At 66.4% G+C, this 16,039-nt stretch carries 15 protein-coding genes and 1 pseudogene; 1 reads left to right on the top strand and 15 read right to left on the bottom strand.

Annotation, left to right across the window (positions count from 1 at the left end; translation table 11 throughout):
- The 15 genes from O0J73_RS16505 to O0J73_RS16435 form a co-directional block, all read right to left on the bottom strand.
- A partial coding sequence (locus tag O0J73_RS16505; protein WP_308309162.1) for a flagellin occupies window positions 1–1,124 on the bottom strand: 1,124 nt, incomplete at its 3' end.
- A 72-nt stretch (window positions 1,125–1,196) separates the two neighbouring features.
- Window positions 1,197–2,375, bottom strand: coding sequence for a flagellin (locus O0J73_RS16500; protein ID WP_308309160.1), 1,179 nt, complete (start codon window positions 2,373–2,375; stop codon window positions 1,197–1,199).
- 72 nt (window positions 2,376–2,447) lie between these two features.
- On the bottom strand, window positions 2,448–3,665 hold the full coding sequence (locus O0J73_RS16495; RefSeq protein WP_053449679.1) for a flagellin: 1,218 nt from the start codon (window positions 3,663–3,665) through the stop codon (window positions 2,448–2,450).
- 385 nt (window positions 3,666–4,050) lie between these two features.
- The gene (gene flgL / locus O0J73_RS16490) at window positions 4,051–5,253 is read right to left on the bottom strand and encodes a flagellar hook-associated protein FlgL (protein ID WP_197564917.1); all 1,203 of its coding nucleotides are present in this window, start codon (window positions 5,251–5,253) and stop codon (window positions 4,051–4,053) included.
- Window positions 5,250–7,130, bottom strand: coding sequence for a flagellar hook-associated protein FlgK (gene flgK, locus O0J73_RS16485; RefSeq protein WP_006443844.1), 1,881 nt, complete (start codon window positions 7,128–7,130; stop codon window positions 5,250–5,252). Before flgK ends, flgL begins: the two co-directional genes overlap by 4 nt.
- 8 nt (window positions 7,131–7,138) lie before the next feature.
- Window positions 7,139–8,338, bottom strand: coding sequence for a flagellar assembly peptidoglycan hydrolase FlgJ (gene flgJ, locus O0J73_RS16480; RefSeq protein WP_308309159.1), 1,200 nt, complete (start codon window positions 8,336–8,338; stop codon window positions 7,139–7,141).
- Window position 8,339: 1 nt separating this feature from the next.
- Window positions 8,340–9,482 (bottom strand): flagellar basal body P-ring protein FlgI, encoded by a 1,143-nt coding sequence (locus tag O0J73_RS16475; protein WP_006443848.1) that lies wholly within the window; start codon window positions 9,480–9,482, stop codon window positions 8,340–8,342.
- A 2-nt stretch (window positions 9,483–9,484) separates the two neighbouring features.
- On the bottom strand, window positions 9,485–10,177 hold the full coding sequence (gene flgH / locus O0J73_RS16470; RefSeq protein ID WP_008266280.1) for a flagellar basal body L-ring protein FlgH: 693 nt from the start codon (window positions 10,175–10,177) through the stop codon (window positions 9,485–9,487).
- Between the two features lie 22 nt (window positions 10,178–10,199).
- Window positions 10,200–10,985, bottom strand: a complete 786-nt coding sequence (flgG, locus tag O0J73_RS16465; protein WP_005409571.1) for a flagellar basal-body rod protein FlgG — start codon at window positions 10,983–10,985, stop codon at window positions 10,200–10,202.
- Between the two features lie 102 nt (window positions 10,986–11,087).
- Window positions 11,088–11,837, bottom strand: coding sequence for a flagellar basal body rod protein FlgF (locus O0J73_RS16460; protein WP_308309158.1), 750 nt, complete (start codon window positions 11,835–11,837; stop codon window positions 11,088–11,090).
- A 32-nt stretch (window positions 11,838–11,869) separates the two neighbouring features.
- A complete protein-coding gene (flgE, locus tag O0J73_RS16455; protein ID WP_006443953.1) occupies window positions 11,870–13,093 on the bottom strand; it encodes a flagellar hook protein FlgE in 1,224 nt (407 codons plus the stop codon).
- 32 nt (window positions 13,094–13,125) lie between these two features.
- On the bottom strand, window positions 13,126–13,809 hold the full coding sequence (locus O0J73_RS16450; protein ID WP_308309157.1) for a flagellar hook capping FlgD N-terminal domain-containing protein: 684 nt from the start codon (window positions 13,807–13,809) through the stop codon (window positions 13,126–13,128).
- Window positions 13,810–13,832: 23 nt separating this feature from the next.
- On the bottom strand, window positions 13,833–14,240 hold the full coding sequence (flgC, locus tag O0J73_RS16445) for a flagellar basal body rod protein FlgC (RefSeq protein ID WP_005416461.1): 408 nt from the start codon (window positions 14,238–14,240) through the stop codon (window positions 13,833–13,835).
- Between the two features lie 3 nt (window positions 14,241–14,243).
- Window positions 14,244–14,639, bottom strand: coding sequence for a flagellar basal body rod protein FlgB (flgB, locus tag O0J73_RS16440; protein ID WP_005409576.1), 396 nt, complete (start codon window positions 14,637–14,639; stop codon window positions 14,244–14,246).
- Between the two features lie 139 nt (window positions 14,640–14,778).
- The gene (locus tag O0J73_RS16435) at window positions 14,779–15,723 is read right to left on the bottom strand and encodes a chemotaxis protein (RefSeq protein ID WP_008267639.1); all 945 of its coding nucleotides are present in this window, start codon (window positions 15,721–15,723) and stop codon (window positions 14,779–14,781) included.
- Window positions 15,724–15,918: 195 nt separating this feature from the next.
- On the opposite strand from O0J73_RS16435, the pseudogene flgA reads away from it, so the two are divergent.
- Window positions 15,919–16,039, top strand: a pseudogene (flgA, locus tag O0J73_RS16430) (flagellar basal body P-ring formation protein FlgA); the annotation flags it as partial.

The raw sequence follows: 16,039 nt of genomic DNA, 5'->3' as shown, positions 1-16,039 counted from the left end.
TGGGCCAGCATGGCCGTACCGGCCTGCTGCAGGATCTGGGTGCGGGTCAGCTCGGCGGTTTCCTTGGCGAAGTCGGTGTCCTTGATGCGGCTGCGCGACGCCGACAGGTTTTCCGACGAGGTCTGCAGGTTGGCCACGACCGAGGTGAAGCGGTTCTGGATCGCACCGAGGTCGGCGCGGGTGCTGTTGATCGCGCCCAGGGCCTTGTCGACCACTTCCATTGCCTGCTGTGCACCCTTCACGGTGGACACGTCGATCTTGTCGGCGAACTGCTTGGAAGGAACCGTCGCGTTGCCAGTGACGGCGATGTCGGTACCCGACAGCTGCACCAGTGCACCGGTCTTGTCGACGCTGTCCTTGACCGAGGTCAAGGTGATCTCGCCGGTAGTTGCGTTGGCCTCTGCGAGGACACCGGTTTCACCGATCTTTGCGTTGATGTGGGTAGCCAGTGCCTGGCCGGCCTTGGCAGCGGTGGTCTCGGTCAGGTCCAGCTTGTCGAACTTGACGGTACCCTGTGCGCTGCCCAGGCTGAATGCCGCGACGCTGACCTTGCCGTCCGCGTCGGGGGTGACGACCGTGGCGGCAATCGTGCCGGTGACGAACTGTGCGCCGCCCAGGGCATTGGTCTTTGCATCGATGGTCTTGTCGATGGCGATCGACTGGCCAGCGTTGGCGCCAACCTGGAACAGCTGGCTGGAGAACGAGCCGTCCAGCAGCTTGGTGCCGTTGAAGTCCGACTGCTTGGCGACGCGGTCGATTTCCGAGACCAGCTGGGTCACTTCGGCCTGCAGCGCCTTGCGGTCGCTGGCCGAGTTGGTGGCGTTGGACGCCTGCACCGACAGCTCGCGGACGCGCTGCAGGTTGTTGCCGATTTCGGTCAGCGAACCTTCGGCGACCTGGGCCAGCGAGATGCCGTCGTTGGCATTGCGGATGGCAACGTCGGTACCGCGGATCTGGGTGCCGAAGCGCTCGGAGATCGCCAGGCCGGCGGCGTCGTCCTTGGCGCTGTTGATGCGCGAACCGGAGGACAGGCGCTGGATGGTGGTGGCCAGCGAGCTGCCACTGGTGCTCAGGTTGCGCTGAGCATTCAGGGACATGGTGTTGGTGTTGATGACTTGTGCCATGGGGAGAGGTCCTTGAGCGGTTGCACGTGAGTTGGGTTAGACGCCCCCGACGTGCCCCGGGGGCGGCTCATGTCAGCGCTGCAGCAGGCTGAGCACGCCCTGCGGCACCTGGTTGGCCTGGGCCAGCATGGCCGTACCGGCCTGCTGCAGGATCTGGGTGCGGGTCAGCTCGGCGGTTTCCTTGGCGAAGTCGGTGTCCTTGATGCGGCTGCGCGACGCCGACAGGTTTTCCGACGAGGTCTGCAGGTTGGCCACCACCGAGGTGAAGCGGTTCTGGATCGCACCGAGGTCGGCACGGGTGCTGTTGATCGCGCCCAGGGCCTTGTCGACCACTTCCATCGCCTGCTGCGCGCCCTTCACGGTGGACACGTCGATCTTGTCGGCGAACTGCTTGCCCGGGACCGGGGTTGCTGCGGCGAAGCCGGCCAGCGAGCTGCCGATGGCAGTGAAAGCGCCCGCGTTGTTCACGCTGTCCTTGACCGAGGTCAGGGTCAGTGCGCCGGCGGCATCGGTTTCGGCCAGCACGCCGGTTTCGCCGATTTTCGCATTGATGGCGGCAACGACGGCCTTGCCGTTTGCAGCGGTGTTGGCGGCAGCGTCACCGACGCTCTTGACCGTCATGGCGCCGAAGTTGAAGACGGTGCCCTTGCTGTCGGTGATGGTGAACGCACCCACTGCGGTGTCAGTGTCAGCGGTACCGGTGATTGCGGTTGCGGTACCGCTGGAGAACTGTGCACCACCCAGGGCGTTGGCCTTGGCATCGATGGTCTTGTCGATGGCGATGGCCTGGCCGGCATTGGCGCCGACCTGGAACAGCTGGCTGGAGAACGTGCCGTCCAGCAGCTTGGTGCCGTTGAAGTCCGACTGCTTGGCGACGCGGTCGATTTCCGAGACCAGCTGGGTCACTTCGGCCTGCAGCGCCTTGCGGTCGCTGGCCGAGTTGGTGGCGTTGGACGCCTGCACCGACAGCTCGCGGACGCGCTGCAGGTTGTTGCCGATTTCGGTCAGCGAACCTTCGGCGACCTGGGCCAGCGAGATACCGTCGTTGGCATTGCGGATGGCGACGTCGGTGCCGCGGATCTGAGTGCCGAAGCGCTCGGAGATCGCCAGACCGGCGGCGTCGTCCTTGGCGCTGTTGATGCGCGAACCGGAGGACAGGCGCTGGATGGTGGTGGCCAGCGAGCTGCCGCTGGTGCTCAGGTTACGCTGAGCATTCAACGACATCGTATTGGTGTTGATGACTTGTGCCATGAGGAGAGGTCCTTGAGCGGTTGCACGTGAGTTGGGTTAGACGCCCCCGACGTGCCCCGGGGGCGGCTCATGTCAGCGCTGCAACAGGCTGAGCACGTTCTGCGGTACCTGGTTGGCCTGGGCCAGCATGGCCGTACCGGCCTGCTGCAGGATCTGGGTGCGGGTCAGCTCGGCGGTTTCCTTGGCGAAGTCGGTATCGCGGATACGGCTGCGCGAGGCCGACAGGTTCTCCGAGGAGGTCTGCAGGTTGGCTACCACCGAGGTGAAGCGGTTCTGGATCGCGCCGAGGTCGGCGCGGACGCTGTTGACCGATTCCAGGGCCTTGTCGACGATCGACAGCGCCTTCTGCGCGCCTTCGGCCGTGGTGACGTTCAGGTCCTTGACGAAGCTGGCCGAGGTGCCGGTGAGCGTGCCGCCATTGGTGCTGGTCTCGGTCAGGCCGAGGCCGGCGATCGTCGCGGCGGTGGCGCCGGTCGGCGGGGTGGCGGCGCTGACGCCCAGGGTGAAGGTCTGGCCGTCCTTGACCGAAGCCAGGCTGATCACGCCGGCATTGACCGAGGCCATGACGCCGGTTTCGCCCAGCTTGTTGTTGATCGCGGCGGAGGTGGCCGAAGTGATCGACTCGCCCGCCTTCACGGTGAAGTCGTTGACGGTGATCGTGGTGGCGGTGCCGCCCGGCGGGGTGACCGAGATCTGCAGGCCGGAGTAGGTGGTGTCGGCGGTGGCCTTGTCGGTCGCCAGCGCGGTGCCGGTGTAGCCGTTGGCGAAGGAGGCGGCGCCCAGCGAATCGGCCTTGGCGTTGACCACGCTGTTGATGGCGATGGCCTGGCCGGCGTTGGCACCGACCTGGAACAGCTGGCTGGTGAAAGAGCCGTCCAGCAGCTTGGTGCCGTTGAAATCGGCCTGCTTGGCGACGCGGTCCACTTCCGAGACCAGCTGGGTTACTTCGGCCTGCAGGGCCTTGCGGTCGCTGGCCGAGTTGGTGGCGTTGGAGGACTGCACCGCCAGTTCGCGGATGCGCTGCAGGTTGTTGCCGACTTCGCTCAGCGAACCCTCGGCGACCTGGGCCAGCGAGATACCGTCGTTGGCGTTGCGGATGGCCACGTCCAGACCACGGATCTGGGTGGTGAAGCGCTCGCTGATGGCCAGGCCGGCCGCGTCGTCCTTCGCGCTGTTGATGCGCAGGCCGGACGAGAGGCGCTGGATGGTGGTAGCGAGCGAGCTGCCGCTGGTGCTCAGGTTGCGCTGAGCGTTGAGCGACATCGTATTGGTGTTGATTACCTGTGCCATGGGGTCGTCTCCTCTTATATGGAACCCGTTGGTGAATGAAACGAAGCGCCGCCGGTTTTTTTGTGTGGCTGTGTGCTTCGCTGTTGCCAAATGAATAACGGCGCTTTGTCAACAACCTTTAGCCGTGAATTCCGCTGGAGCCGTGATTCGGTGCTGGAGGCTGTTTTTCCCGGGCTTTTCAGCCCTGGAAGGGCATGAAGGCGATCCCGGAAAGGGGCGGTCGGGGCAGGCCCGACCAGCGCTGATGAAGGTATCGGCGGGCCAGCGCCGGCCTTGATGGGTAATCACGGGCATTCCGCCGCAGCGGGCGTGGTGCCCGGCGCAGAAACGAAAAAGGCCGCGATGCAGGGCATCGCGGCCTTTCAGGGGTGACCCGAGGGAAGCGTCAGCGGATCTTGTTGAACAACGACATCGACTGCATCTGCGAGAAGATCGTCTGTGCCGCCTGCAGCGCGGTGCTCTGCAGCTGGTACTGGCTCAATGCATCGGCATAGTCCAGATCACGCATCTGCGACAGCGTGGTCTTCAGGGTCACGCCGTTGGCCTCGCGCATGTCCGCGGCGTTGTCCAATGCCTTCAGCTGTGCGCCGCCTGCGGCACGCGAATCGATCATGCGTTCGGAGGCGCGTGCCACGTCGCGCAGGGCACTCTGCAGTTCGTTCTGCTGCGCGGACATCTTCGCGGTGGTACCGGTGTCGGCATCCAGCGCGGCGATCAGCTTGTCCATGGTGTCGAAGATGTCGCGGCTGCTCGCAGGCGTGACGTTGAAGCTGTCACCCGCAGCGGGCGCACCGGTGATCTGCAACCGCACCCCGTTCACTTCCACGTTGTCACCGGCCTTGTAGGTGCCGGTACCGGTGACATTGCCCGCGCCATCCAGCACCTGGTACTGGTCGGCAGCGGTGAAGCGGATGCTGAAGGACTGTCCGTTCCAGCTGTCACTGCCGTCGCGGGTGATGTTGGTCAGCACGCCGTTGCCGGTGTTGCCAGCCGCCGCGCCGCCATCGACAAAGCCATCGCCGGTGGGGATGCGCATGAAGATCTCGCTGCCGGGCAGCGCATCGCGCACGTAGGTATCCGGGCCGACCTCGATCTGGCGCTGGGTCTGGTCGCCGCGGTAGACCACCTTGCCGTTGATCTTGGCAAACGGCGGGTCACCGTCGTTGGTGCCGCCGAACACATAGCGGCCGGTACCATCGTCGGCGTTGGCCAGCGACAGCAGGCCATCGCGGATCTGGTTCAGCTCGGTGATCAGGGTCTTCTTGTCCGGCGCACTCAGCGCCGGATTGCTGGCCTGGATGGTCAGATCATTGACGCGCGCCATCAGGTCGTTGACCTGGGCCAGGGTGTTTTCCTGCACGCCCAGCCGGTTCTGCACGTTGCCGGCATTGAGCTTCATGCGGTCAAGCGCGGCCAGGCTGCGGTCAAGACCGACTGCGGCACCGGCGGCAACCGGATCGTCCTTGGCGCTGACGATCTTGCTGCCGGTGGCGATCTGCTGCTCCAGGTGGCTGAGCTTGGCCTGCTTGGCCATCATCAGCGACACGGACTGGTTGAACATCATGCTGGTGGAGATGCGGCTGCTCATCGGCGGACGGCTCCCAGGATGGTCTGGAACATGCTGTCGGCGGTGGAAATCAGCTGCGAGGCGGCCTGATAGGCCTGCTGCAGGCGCAGCATGTCGGCCGCTTCCTCGTCCAGGTTGACGCCGGACACTTCATCGCGCGCTTCCTGCGCCTTGTCGTTGATCACCAGCTGCGCTTCCAGCGAGTACTCGGCCGAGCGGGCCGCGGCACCGACCTGGGTGGTCAGCCCGCCCAGTGCACCGTTCAGAGTGACCGTGCCGCTGTTGAACGCCTTGGCACTCTCCACCTTGGCCAGCCGGGAGGCATTGCTGTTGTCCGACGAGCCGGCCGGGGTCGGGGTGATGTTGAAGGTGTCGCCGACCTTCGGCGCACCGTCCAGCACGAAGCTCCAGCCATTGGCGCTGATGGTCTGGCCCGGGGTGTAGGTCTGCGGCGGGCCACCATCGATGGTGTAGGTGGTGGCCGAGGTGAACACGATCGCGGCCGGATTGCGCAGGTTGGCATTGGTCGAATCGCTGACGGTGACCCCGCTCAGCTTGCCGGTGCCGGTGTTGGACGTGGCGGCAGCACCCTTCACCGCCGCCGCGGCGGCGATGCGCGAGGGATCGGTGATCGCCACTTCCATGCTGCCGGCCACGCCTGCGGTGGGCTGCAGCAGGAATCGATCATTGGCAGCCGGGGTACCGCCGACCACCAGCTTGACGCCATTGATCACCAGCGGATCGGTGGCGGTGCCGGTACCGGTCAGCGGCACGTTGGCGCCGGTGTCGGCGCGGCTGGCCTTCCACTGGGTGCCATCGAACTGCAGCACCACGTTCTGCGCGTCCAGCTTGCCCAGGTCGCCATAGGTGGCGCTGAGGCTGGCCGTGCCGGTGTTGGCATTGTTGGCGGTGACGCGCGGATTGCCGATGTTGAAGAAATCACCGCCCAGCTGGCCATACATGTCCACACCCTGGTGATGGGTCTGGTTGAAGGTCTCGGCCAGGCCGACGGCCAGCTTGCCCAGTTCGGCCTGGGCCGGGGTCAGCACCGTGTCGCGGAACTCCAGCAGGCCGCCGATCTGGCCACCGACGGCCTTTGCGTCAAGCCGGATCGTGTTGCCCTGGGTCTCCAGCGCCAGCTGCAGGCGCTCGGGCTGGTAGGGGTCGGCCACGGTGGTGACCTTGGTCGCCGTGGTGCCCACCACCAATGCGTTGCCGCCGGCGGTGTAGACATTCATGATGCCGCCGTCCTGGATCACCGCCGTACCGCCGGTGTAGCCGATCAGCTGGGTGATCAGCTGGTCGCGGCGATCAAGCAGGTCCGGCGCGGCGTTGGCGATGTTGGTGCCGATGGCGCCGTTGATCTGCGCGATCTCCTGCGCCAGGCGGTTGACCTCGGTGGCACCGGCCAGCAGGCCGTTGTTGACCTCGCCATTGAGGTTGTTCAGGTGCGTGTTGAGCTGCACGAAGCGATTGGCCAGGGCCTTGCCGCCGTCGAGCATGTTCTGCCGGTCGGCGGTGCCGGAGGCATTGGAGGACAGGCCGCTGACCGAGTCGAAGAAGTTCGACCAGACGCCGGCGATGTTGGTCGCGCCTTCCGAGAACAGCGAGTTGACCCGGTCGGCCATGCCGGAAAGCTGCTTCAGGCGTGCCAGCTCGCCGCTGCTGTCGAGCAGGCGCGAGATCGCCAGCTGGTCGGCGGTGCGGCGGATGTCGGTGATGCGGGTGCCGTTGCCGACCGTGCCATAGCCGTAGTTCTGCGGATCAGCGGTGGCGAAGTTGACCTTCTGCCGGCTGTAACCCGGGGTATTGAGGTTGGCCACGTTGTGGCTGGTGGTCGCCAACGCACGCTGGAAGGCGAGCAGGGCACCGGTACCGGTGGAAAGTACGCTGGACATGGGGTTCCTCAACGACGAGTGATACCCAGCGCCGCGGTTGCGGTGCTGGCGAAGGTCTGGCCAAGGCGCGTGCCGGCGTCGGCCACGGCGCTGACGGCGCGCTCGATGGTCGGGCCGCCGGCGATCGCGGCGATCTTGGCGGCGTAGCGTGGGTCGGTGGCATAGCCGGCACGCTGCAGGCCGCGCGCGAAGCCCTGCACGTCGGTGCCGGCCTGCAGCGCCTGCTGGTAGCGCGGGCTGGTCTTCAACAGGCGCACGTAGTCGGCGAAGCTCTCGGCCGGCGAGCTGTAGGCGCGGAAGCTGGCGGTCTCGTTGCGGCGCACGCCATCGACATATTCATGGGTACCGGCCACGGCACGCTGGCCGTTCCAGCCATTGGCCTTGATGCCGAACAGGTTGTGCGAGGTGCTGCCGTCGGCATGCTTGATGTGGCGCTTGCCCCAGCCGGTCTCCAGCGCGGCCTGGGCGACCAGGGCACGGGCATCCACGCCAAGCTCCTTGGCCGCGCTTTGTGCGTGCTGCCAGATGCTGGCAACGAAGCCCTCCGGGGTGTGCTCGCCCAGCTGCGCCACGGCCGTACGGGTGGCCAGGGCATCGGCCGGGCTGATCGCGGTGCCGCGATTGCTGGCGGTCGCCGCCCACTGGTCGTTGCCGGCCGCCCAGTCATCGCCCTTCAGGCTGCCGATGTAGGGATCGTCGGTGCCGAGCGAGCGGTGCATGCTGCTGCTCTCGCGGCCGGCAATCAGGTCCAGTGCCTGCTCCATCGGTGCCACCGCGGCCTGTGCGCCCGACTGTGCGCCGGCCGCCATCTGCTGCAGCAGGCGCACGGTCTGGCTGCCGTCCTCCAATGGCAGCGACGGTGCCGGCCTGGCCGGTGCGTTCAGCTGGTAGGCGCGGCTGGCCTTGGCCGGGTCCACGCGGGTATCCAGCGCCGGGCCGTCGGCGGCCTGGCCGGACAGCTGGCGGCTGATCATGCCCGACAGGCCCAGGCCCTTGCCGCGTGTCATCGCCTCGGCAATCTTCTGGTCGTACATGTCGCGGAACATCTTGTTCTCGCCGGGGAACAGCGAATCGCCGAAGCTGGCGTCACGCATGCTCTTGACCAGCATCTGCGCGAACTGGCCTTCCAGCTGGCGCGCGACCTTGTCGATCTTGGCCGGGTCGTTCTGTTGCGCCGGGTGCAGATCGAATGCGGGATTGATGCGCATGTCAGATCACCTCGAGCTCGGCACTCAGTGCGCCGGCCTGCTTCAGGGCTTCCAGGATCGCGATGAGATCGCCCGGCGCCGCGCCCACGGCGTTCACCGCGTGCACGATTTCGTCCAGGGTGGTGCCGCCGCTGAACTTGAACATGCGGCTGCCGTCGTTGGTGGCGGTGATGGTCGACTGTGGGCTGGCCACGGTGCGGCCGCCGGACAGGGCGTTGGGCTGGCTGACGTTGGTGTTTTCCTGGATCGTCACGGTCAGCGAACCATGCGAGATCGCGGCCGGGCCGACCCGTACCTGCTGGCCGATGACCACGGTGCCGGTGCGCGAATTGACCACCACCTTGGCCGGCGCGCTGCCCGGGGTCAGCTCCAGGTTCTCGATGCGTGCCAGCAGGCCGATGCGCGCGCCGGGATCGGTGGGTGCGGTGACCGCCACGGTCACACCATCGACGGCACGCGCCGCGCCCTCGCCGAAGGCGTTGTTGAGTGCAGCGACCATGCGCGAGACGGTGGTGAAATCGTTGTTGTGCAGGTTCAGGGTGATGTCGCCGCCATTGGCGAGCGGATCGGGCAGGGCACGTTCAACGGTGGCGCCGTTGGGAATGCGGCCGACGCTGGGCACGTTCACCGAGACGCGGGAACCGTCCTTGCCCTGCGCACCGAAGCCGCCGACGATCAGGTTGCCCTGGGCGATCGCGTAGATCTGGCCATCGGCACCGCGCAGCGGAGCCATCAGCAGCGAGCCGCCACGCAGCGACACCGCATTGCCGATCGAGGACACGGTGATGTCGATCGGCTGGCCCGGCTTGGCGAACGGCGGCAGTTCGGCATGGATCGCCACCGCCGCCACGTTCTTCAGCTGCGGGTTGACGTTCGGCGGCACGTTGACGCCGAGCTCGCCGAGCAGGTTCTTCAGGCTCTGCACGGTGAACGGTGCCTGGCTGGTGCGGTCACCGCTGCCATCCAGGCCCACCACCAGTCCATAACCCACCAGCGCATTGCCGCGCACGCCGCCGACCTGGGCCAGGTCCTTGATGCGCTCGGCGCTGGCCGGCGCAGCCATTGCCAGCAGAAGGAAGAATGATCCGTAGAGCGACGCGATGCGTCGCTGCCACGTGGAAGAGAAGAGAGCTTTCATGGCCATACTCAGAACGGCGTCAGGCCGGAGTTGAAGAAGCGGCTCAACCAGCCCATCGCGTTGGACTGCGCGACCGGGCCGCGTCCGCCGTAGACGATGCGGGCTTCGGCCACGCGGCTGGACGGAATGGTGTTGTCCTGGCTGATGTCACCGGGGCGCACGATGCCCTGCACCTGCACCAGTTCGTCGCCCTGGTTCAGCCGCAGGTTCTTCTGCCCCTGCACGACCAGATTGCCGTTGGGCAGGCGCTGCACCACGGTGACCGTGACGCTGCCCTGCAGCCGGTTGCTCTGCGCGCTGTTGCCCTTGCCGGTGAAATCACGCTTGCCGGTGGCCGACGCGCTGAGGATGTCCTTGCCGCCCAGCGTGACCGGCGCACCGAGGATCGAGGGCGTCCCCAGGTTGAGGTTCGACTCCTTGTTGGTGGCGGTGTTGGCACTGGTCTGCGCGGTGGTGTTTTCCAGCAGGGTGATGGTCAGCAGGTCGCCGACATCGCGTGCGCGACGGTCCGAATACAGCTGCAGGGTCGGGCCGGCAGCGTAGATCGCACCGGCGGTCGGCGCGGCCTGCGGCGGCATGATCGGCTGGATCGGCGCCATCGCCGCGTAGGGGCGCACGTCGCCGGCGATCACGCAGCCACCGAGCAGGGCGGCCACGGCGCAGGCGAGGGCAGTGCGGGCGAAGGTGGAAATGGGCGACATGGCGGTTTCCCGGTTGGGCCGGTCAGAGCTTGTTGTTGAGATAGCCGAGCATCGAATCGGTGGTGGAGATCGCCTTGGCGTTCATTTCGTAGGCGCGCTGGGTTTCGATCATCGACACCAGCTCTTCCACCACGTTGACGTTGCTGCCTTCCAGCGCGCCCTGCACCACGGTGCCGAGGCCGTTGAGGCCAGGGTTGCCGTTCTGTGCCGGGCCGGAGGCGGTGGTCTCCAGGAACAGGTTCTCGCCGCGGGCCTGCAGGCCGGCCGGATTGACGAAGTCGGTCAGGGTCAACGCGCCCACTTCCACCGAGGCGGCGCCGTCGGCCATCTTCACGCTGATGGTGCCGTCGGTACCGATGGTCACCGACTGCGCGCCTTCGGGAATCTGGATGCCCGGCTGCACCGGATAGCCGCTGTTGGTGACCAGCTCGCTGTCCTGGTTGATCTTGAACGATCCATCACGGGTGTAGGCCGAGCTGCCGTCGGGCATCTGCACCTCGAAGAAACCGCGGCCGTTGACCATCACGTCCAGGGCGCGGCCGGTCTGCTGCTGGCCACCCTGTTCGAAGTTCTTGGCGGTGGCCACCACGCGCACGCCGGTACCCAGCTGCAGGCCGGTCGGCAGCTGCGTCTGCGCCGACGAGGAACCGCCGGGCTGGCGCACCTGCTGGTACAGCAGGTCTTCGAAACTGGCACGGTCCTGCTTGAAGCCGGTGGTGTTGGTGTTGGCGAGGTTGTTGGAAACCACCGACATGCGCATCTGCTGCGCATCCAGTCCGGTTTTCGCGATCCACAATGCCTGGTTCATCTTCGGTGTCCTGTCTGGTGGAACCGGCCGCGCGATGCGGCCCTTGGTAGCGGGTCTGCAAGCGGTGTGCCAGCGCCGCGCACGGGCGGCGCCGGAATTCCGTCAGCTGCCCAGTCGCAGCAGGCTGTTGGCGCTGCGCGCGTTGTCGTCGCCGTGCTTGATCACCTGCACCTGCATTTCGTACTGGCGCTGCAGCTGGATCATCTGCACCAGTGCGCCGGCGGCATCGACGTTGCTGCCTTCCAGCTGGCCGCTGTGCACGGCGGTGCCCTGCGCGGGTGCGAACGGCTGTTGTGGGTCGGTGTTGCGGAACAGGCCATCGAGACCGCGCTCGAGGCGCTCGTCCGGTGCCTCCACCACCTTGATCCGGCCGACCTGGGCCATGGTCTGCGGGCCTTCGCCTTGCGGGATGATCGAGATCGTGCCGTCGGCGCCGATCTCCATCGCCTGGTAGGGCGGGATGGCGATCGGATTGTTGTTGTCATCCAGCACCGGGCGGCCGCTGGAGGTCACCAGCTGGCCGTTCGGCGTGACCGACAGCGCGGCGCCGCGCGTGTAGGCTTCGCTGCCATCGCTGGACTGCACGGCCAGCCAGGTGCCGGTCTGCAGCGCAAGGTCCAGCGGCTTGCCGGTGATGTGCTGCGCGCCGGGCCGGCGGTTGAAGCCGGCGTCGACGTGCAGCGCATCCACCCGCGAGGCAAAGCCCGGGCCGCGGATCGGGAAGGCTTCGGTGTTGGCCAGCGCTTCCTTGAAGCCGGGGGTGTCCGAGTTGGCGAGGTTGTGGCTGAGCGTACCCTGCGCCTGCAGGGAGGCGCGGGCACCGGTCATCGCCACGTAAAGGGCTTTATCCATGCGGGGAGTTCCGTAGCAGGGTCAGCAGCTCATCAACGGATGTTGATGACGGTCTGGGTGATCTGGTCCTGGGTGGTGATCATCTGCGCGTTGGCCTGGAAGTTGCGCTGCGCGGTGATCATGTTGACCAGCTGCTCGGTGAGGTCGACGGTGGATGCTTCCAGCGAACCGGCCTGGATCTTGCCGAGGTTGGAGGTGTCCGGCATGCCGGTACGCGGCGTGCCCGAGCTGAAGGTATCCACCCACAGGTTGTTGCCCTTCGACTCCAGCCCCTGCGGGTTGTTGAAGGTGGTCAGCGCGACCTGGCCCAGCGGCTTGTCGGCACCGTTGGAGTAACGTGCGTAGACCACGCCGGTCTCCGACACGGTGATCTCGTTGAGCTTGCCGGCGGCATAGCCGTCCTGCTGGGTGTTGCGCAGGGCGAACTTCTCGCCGTACTGGGTCGAGCCGGTGATATCCAGCGTCATGTTCAACTGGCCGGCGCCGGTGTTGGGGGTGAAGGTGCCGAGGCTGACCTTGCCGTCCGTCGGTGCGGTGAGCTTGCCGCTGTTGTCGAAGGTGACCGGGGTCGGCGTGCCGGCCGGCTGGCCGTCCACGTAATTGCGAACGGTCCACTCATTGGGGTTGGCCCCCTTGACGAAGTACGAGACCTGGATATGGCTCACGCCCAGCGAGTCGTACACGGTGATGCCGCCGCTGGAGTGGTTGTAGGTGTTGGAGTCGGTCGGGTCGAAGGTGGCGACGGTCGGCGGCTTGGCGTTGGCCGGCAGGGTGAAGCCGACCTTCACTTCGCTGGTCTGCTTGGGCGCGCTGTCGGTGGTCAGCAGCTGCAGGTCGACGATGCGGCCGGAATCGAAGTTGGTGCCATCGGCATTCGGTGCGAACACCTGCAGGCGCGCGCCCTGCGGATTGACCACGAAGCCGGAGGCATCGGTCTGGAAATTGCCGGCGCGCGAATACACGCGGGTGCCGTTCATGTTCATGGTGAAGAAGCCCTCACCGGAGATGGCCATGTCCAGGCTGCGGCCGGTCTGTTCGTTGTGGCCCTGCTTGAACTGCTGGGCAACGTTGGAGACGCGCACGCCCGAACCCACGGCGTTCTTCGACAGGCCGTAGCCGGTGGCCGAGAACAGGTCGGCGAATTCGGCGCGCGACTCCTTGAATCCGGTGGTGTTGACGTTGGCGACGTTGTTGGCAGTGACGCTCAGGTCGGAGTTGGCGGCATTGATGCCGGACAGCGAGACATTGAAGCCCATGGGATGCTCCTGGTAAGTGCGGGATGTGCGGCTCAGCTGACGCGGAGCACGTAGTCGATCGGGGCCGTGCCCAGGCCCTTGAGATTCAGGTACAGGCCGTCGGAACCGACGGTCACGCTTTCCACCGGGGCCTGCACGTAGGTGGACAGCTTGGTGCTCTTGCCGGCGGTGTCGACGTGGTTGGCCACCACGCTGTACTTGCCGGGTTCCATGCGCTTGCCGTTGGCGTCCTTGCCGTCCCACTTGAAGGCGGTTTCGCCGGCAGCCTTGGCCTCCACGCTCAGCGAGGTGACCTTGGTGCCGTTGGCATCGGTGATGTCCACGGTGATGATGCCGGCCGAGGGTGCGGCGACCGTGCCTTCAACACTGCCTTCCTTCTCCAGCACCAGCTTTTCCGACGGCACCAGCACCTGGTGGCCGACCAGCGCCGCACCACGCAGCACCTGGTCGCTGGCCATCGACTCCTGGAAGCCCTTCACCGTCTTGTTCAGATCGGTGATGCCCTGCACGGTCGACATCTGCGCCATCTGCGCGACCATCTGCGTGTTGTCCATCGGCTTCAGCGGATCCTGGTGCTGCAGCTGTTCGGTCATCAGCCGCAGGAAATCGGCCTGGTCCAGCGTGTTCTTCTTTTTCGTGGCGTTGCTGTTCGGAGCGTTCAGGCCGAGCGCGGCGTAGACGTCCTGGTTGGTCTGGTTGTTGACGGTGGTGGTCATGGCGGTATCCGGTACTTCGGGCCTCAGCGGCCCATGGTCAGGGTGGCCAGCGCCAGTTCCTTGGCCGTGGTCAACATCTCCACGCCGGCCTGGTAATTGCGCGAGGTCGAGATCAGGTTGACCATCTGCGCCACCGGATCGACATCGGGCTGGTAGATGTAGCCGTCGGCGTCGGCCAGCGGATGGCCGGGCTCGTAGCGCTTGATCGGCGCCGCCTCGCTCTGGGTGATCTCCTTCACCTTCACCGACGTGATGTTCGGATCGTTCTTGCTGGTGACGGCCTGGAAGATCGGCTCCAGCGGCTTGTACACGGCGTCGGCGGAACCGGCGACGGTGTCGGCGTTGGAGAGGTTGGAGGCGATGGTGCTCATGCGCACCGACTGCGCCTGCAGCGCGGAGCCGGCGATGTCGAAGATCGGCAGGTTGCTCATGGCTTATTGCCCCGTGATCGCGGTCAGCATGGAACGCACCTTGCTCTCGACGAAGCTGAGCGAGGCGCGGTACTCGAGCGCAGCGCGGCCATAGGCGGCGCGCTCGGCATCGGGATCGACGGTGTTGCCGTCCAGGCTGGGCTGCACGCCTTCGCGCGCGATCTGGAACGGATTCAGGCCACTACTGATTTCGTAGTGCTGCTCGTGGGTGGTGGCCATCAGGCCATTGGCATCCTGCCCCTGGGCGTGGCGCAGGGCGGCGTCGAAGTCCAGGTCCTGGGCCTTGTAGCCGGGCGTGTCGGCATTGCCGAGGTTGCTGGCGATCAGCTTCATCCGCTGTTCGCGCAACGGCATGGCCTGGGCATGGACGCCCAGGTAGTCGGTAATCAGGTTGCGCACGGTGCACTCCCACGGGAACGTTGCCCGGGAAGCTGCAAGCGGTGTGCCAAACAGGGGAGGGGAGTGCCGGCCGCTGGCCGGCTCTGAGATGTGCCTGCGGTTGCCGGCCAGCGGCCGGCACTACCGGATCGGCGGGCCGTCAGGCCGCCAGTGCGACCTTGCGCAGGCGGTCCAGCACGAAGTCGGCCAGCTCGTGCGGCGAGTACTTGGCGACGAAGGCGTTGGCGCCCACGCGCTCGACCATCGCATTGTTGAATACGCCCGACAGCGAGGTGTGCAGCAGCACGTACAGGCCGGCCAGGCCCGGGTGCCGCCGGATTTCCGTCGTCAGCGTATAGCCGTCCATGGCCGGCATCTCGATGTCCGAGATCACCATCGCGTAGCGTTCGGCCGGGTTCTCGCCCGAGGCGTGGATCTGCAGCAGGTGGTCCAGCGCCTGCTTGCCATCGGACAGCAGGGTCGCCCCCACGCCCAGCTGGTCAAGCACGCTGCGGATCTGCTGGCGGGCCACGCGCGAGTCGTCCACCACCAGCACCTGCAGCTGCGGGCCATCGGAGGGCATCGCCATCGCCGGGTCGAGCACGGCTTCACCGCGGACCTGGGCAATGTCGGCCAGCACGCTTTCGACGTCGATCACCTGGATCAGCTCGCCCTGGAAGCGGGTCACGGCGGTCAGGTAGCTCGATTCAGCGCCCAGCTCCGGCGGCGGGTGGATGTCTTCCACCGCGATGTTGACGATGCGCTCCACGCCACTGACCAGGAAGCCCTGGATCGAGCGGTTGAATTCAGTGACGACCAGGTAGCCGGGCGAGGTGTCCGCATCGGGCTCACGCTCGGGGTGTCCGATCGCCAGGCCCAGGTCCAGCACCGGCACCGAGCGGCCCCGCACGTCGGCCACGCCGGAGAACTGGCTGGGCAGACCGGGCACCTGGAACAGCTCCGGGCGGCGCAGGACTTCCTGCACCTTGAAGACATTGACGCCAAAAAGCTGACGTCCGCCGAGACGGAACAGCAGCAGCGCCAGGCGGTTGTGGCCGGCCAGTCGGGTCCGCTGGTCGATCCGGTTGAGCAGGTCATGGGACATGGCTGCTGTATCGGCGCGGCAGCTCCGGAACTTGAGGGTGGCGTGACGCTCATGTGTCCCGCACCGCATTTGTAGAGTCGACTGTTAGTCGACTGCGCGATAGTCGACTAACAGTCGACTCTACCGATCCCGATCCCGATCCTCTGGCACGCGCCTTGCACGCAGCTGGGCCAGATCCCCTCGACAGGAGGCGCCATGCGCCGGGTCACATTTCTCTATGCCATCGCCCTGGCCCTGGCCACGCCCTGGGCGGGCGCCGCTGACTGGCAGCCCGTGGCCAGCATCCGCGCAGCAGCGCTGACGACGCTGCCGGCCC

The organism is Stenotrophomonas sp. Sm6012, assembly GCF_030985895.1.
In the GTDB taxonomy this organism is placed as follows: domain Bacteria; phylum Pseudomonadota; class Gammaproteobacteria; order Xanthomonadales; family Xanthomonadaceae; genus Stenotrophomonas; species Stenotrophomonas forensis.
This window is presented reverse-complemented; position numbering and strand designations above follow the sequence as displayed.

Excerpts from the sequence above, each read along its gene's own strand:
- flgE (WP_006443953.1), bottom strand. The coding sequence starts at position 13,093 with ATGGGCTTCAATGTCTCGCTGTCCGGCATCAATGCCGCCAACTCCGAC.
- O0J73_RS16450 (WP_308309157.1), bottom strand. The coding sequence starts at position 13,809 with ATGACCACCACCGTCAACAACCAGACCAACCAGGACGTCTACGCCGCG.
- O0J73_RS16500 (WP_308309160.1), bottom strand. The coding sequence starts at position 2,375 with ATGGCACAAGTCATCAACACCAATACGATGTCGTTGAATGCTCAGCGT.
- O0J73_RS16435 (WP_008267639.1), bottom strand. The coding sequence starts at position 15,723 with ATGTCCCATGACCTGCTCAACCGGATCGACCAGCGGACCCGACTGGCC.
- flgG (WP_005409571.1), bottom strand. The coding sequence starts at position 10,985 with ATGAACCAGGCATTGTGGATCGCGAAAACCGGACTGGATGCGCAGCAG.
- flgL (WP_197564917.1), bottom strand. The coding sequence starts at position 5,253 with ATGAGCAGCCGCATCTCCACCAGCATGATGTTCAACCAGTCCGTGTCG.
- flgJ (WP_308309159.1), bottom strand. The coding sequence starts at position 8,338 with ATGCGCATCAATCCCGCATTCGATCTGCACCCGGCGCAACAGAACGAC.
- flgK (WP_006443844.1), bottom strand. The coding sequence starts at position 7,130 with ATGTCCAGCGTACTTTCCACCGGTACCGGTGCCCTGCTCGCCTTCCAG.
- O0J73_RS16460 (WP_308309158.1), bottom strand. The coding sequence starts at position 11,837 with ATGGATAAAGCCCTTTACGTGGCGATGACCGGTGCCCGCGCCTCCCTG.
- flgH (WP_008266280.1), bottom strand. The coding sequence starts at position 10,177 with ATGTCGCCCATTTCCACCTTCGCCCGCACTGCCCTCGCCTGCGCCGTG.
- O0J73_RS16495 (WP_053449679.1), bottom strand. The coding sequence starts at position 3,665 with ATGGCACAGGTAATCAACACCAATACGATGTCGCTCAACGCTCAGCGC.
- O0J73_RS16475 (WP_006443848.1), bottom strand. The coding sequence starts at position 9,482 with ATGGCCATGAAAGCTCTCTTCTCTTCCACGTGGCAGCGACGCATCGCG.
- flgC (WP_005416461.1), bottom strand. The coding sequence starts at position 14,240 with ATGAGCAACCTGCCGATCTTCGACATCGCCGGCTCCGCGCTGCAGGCG.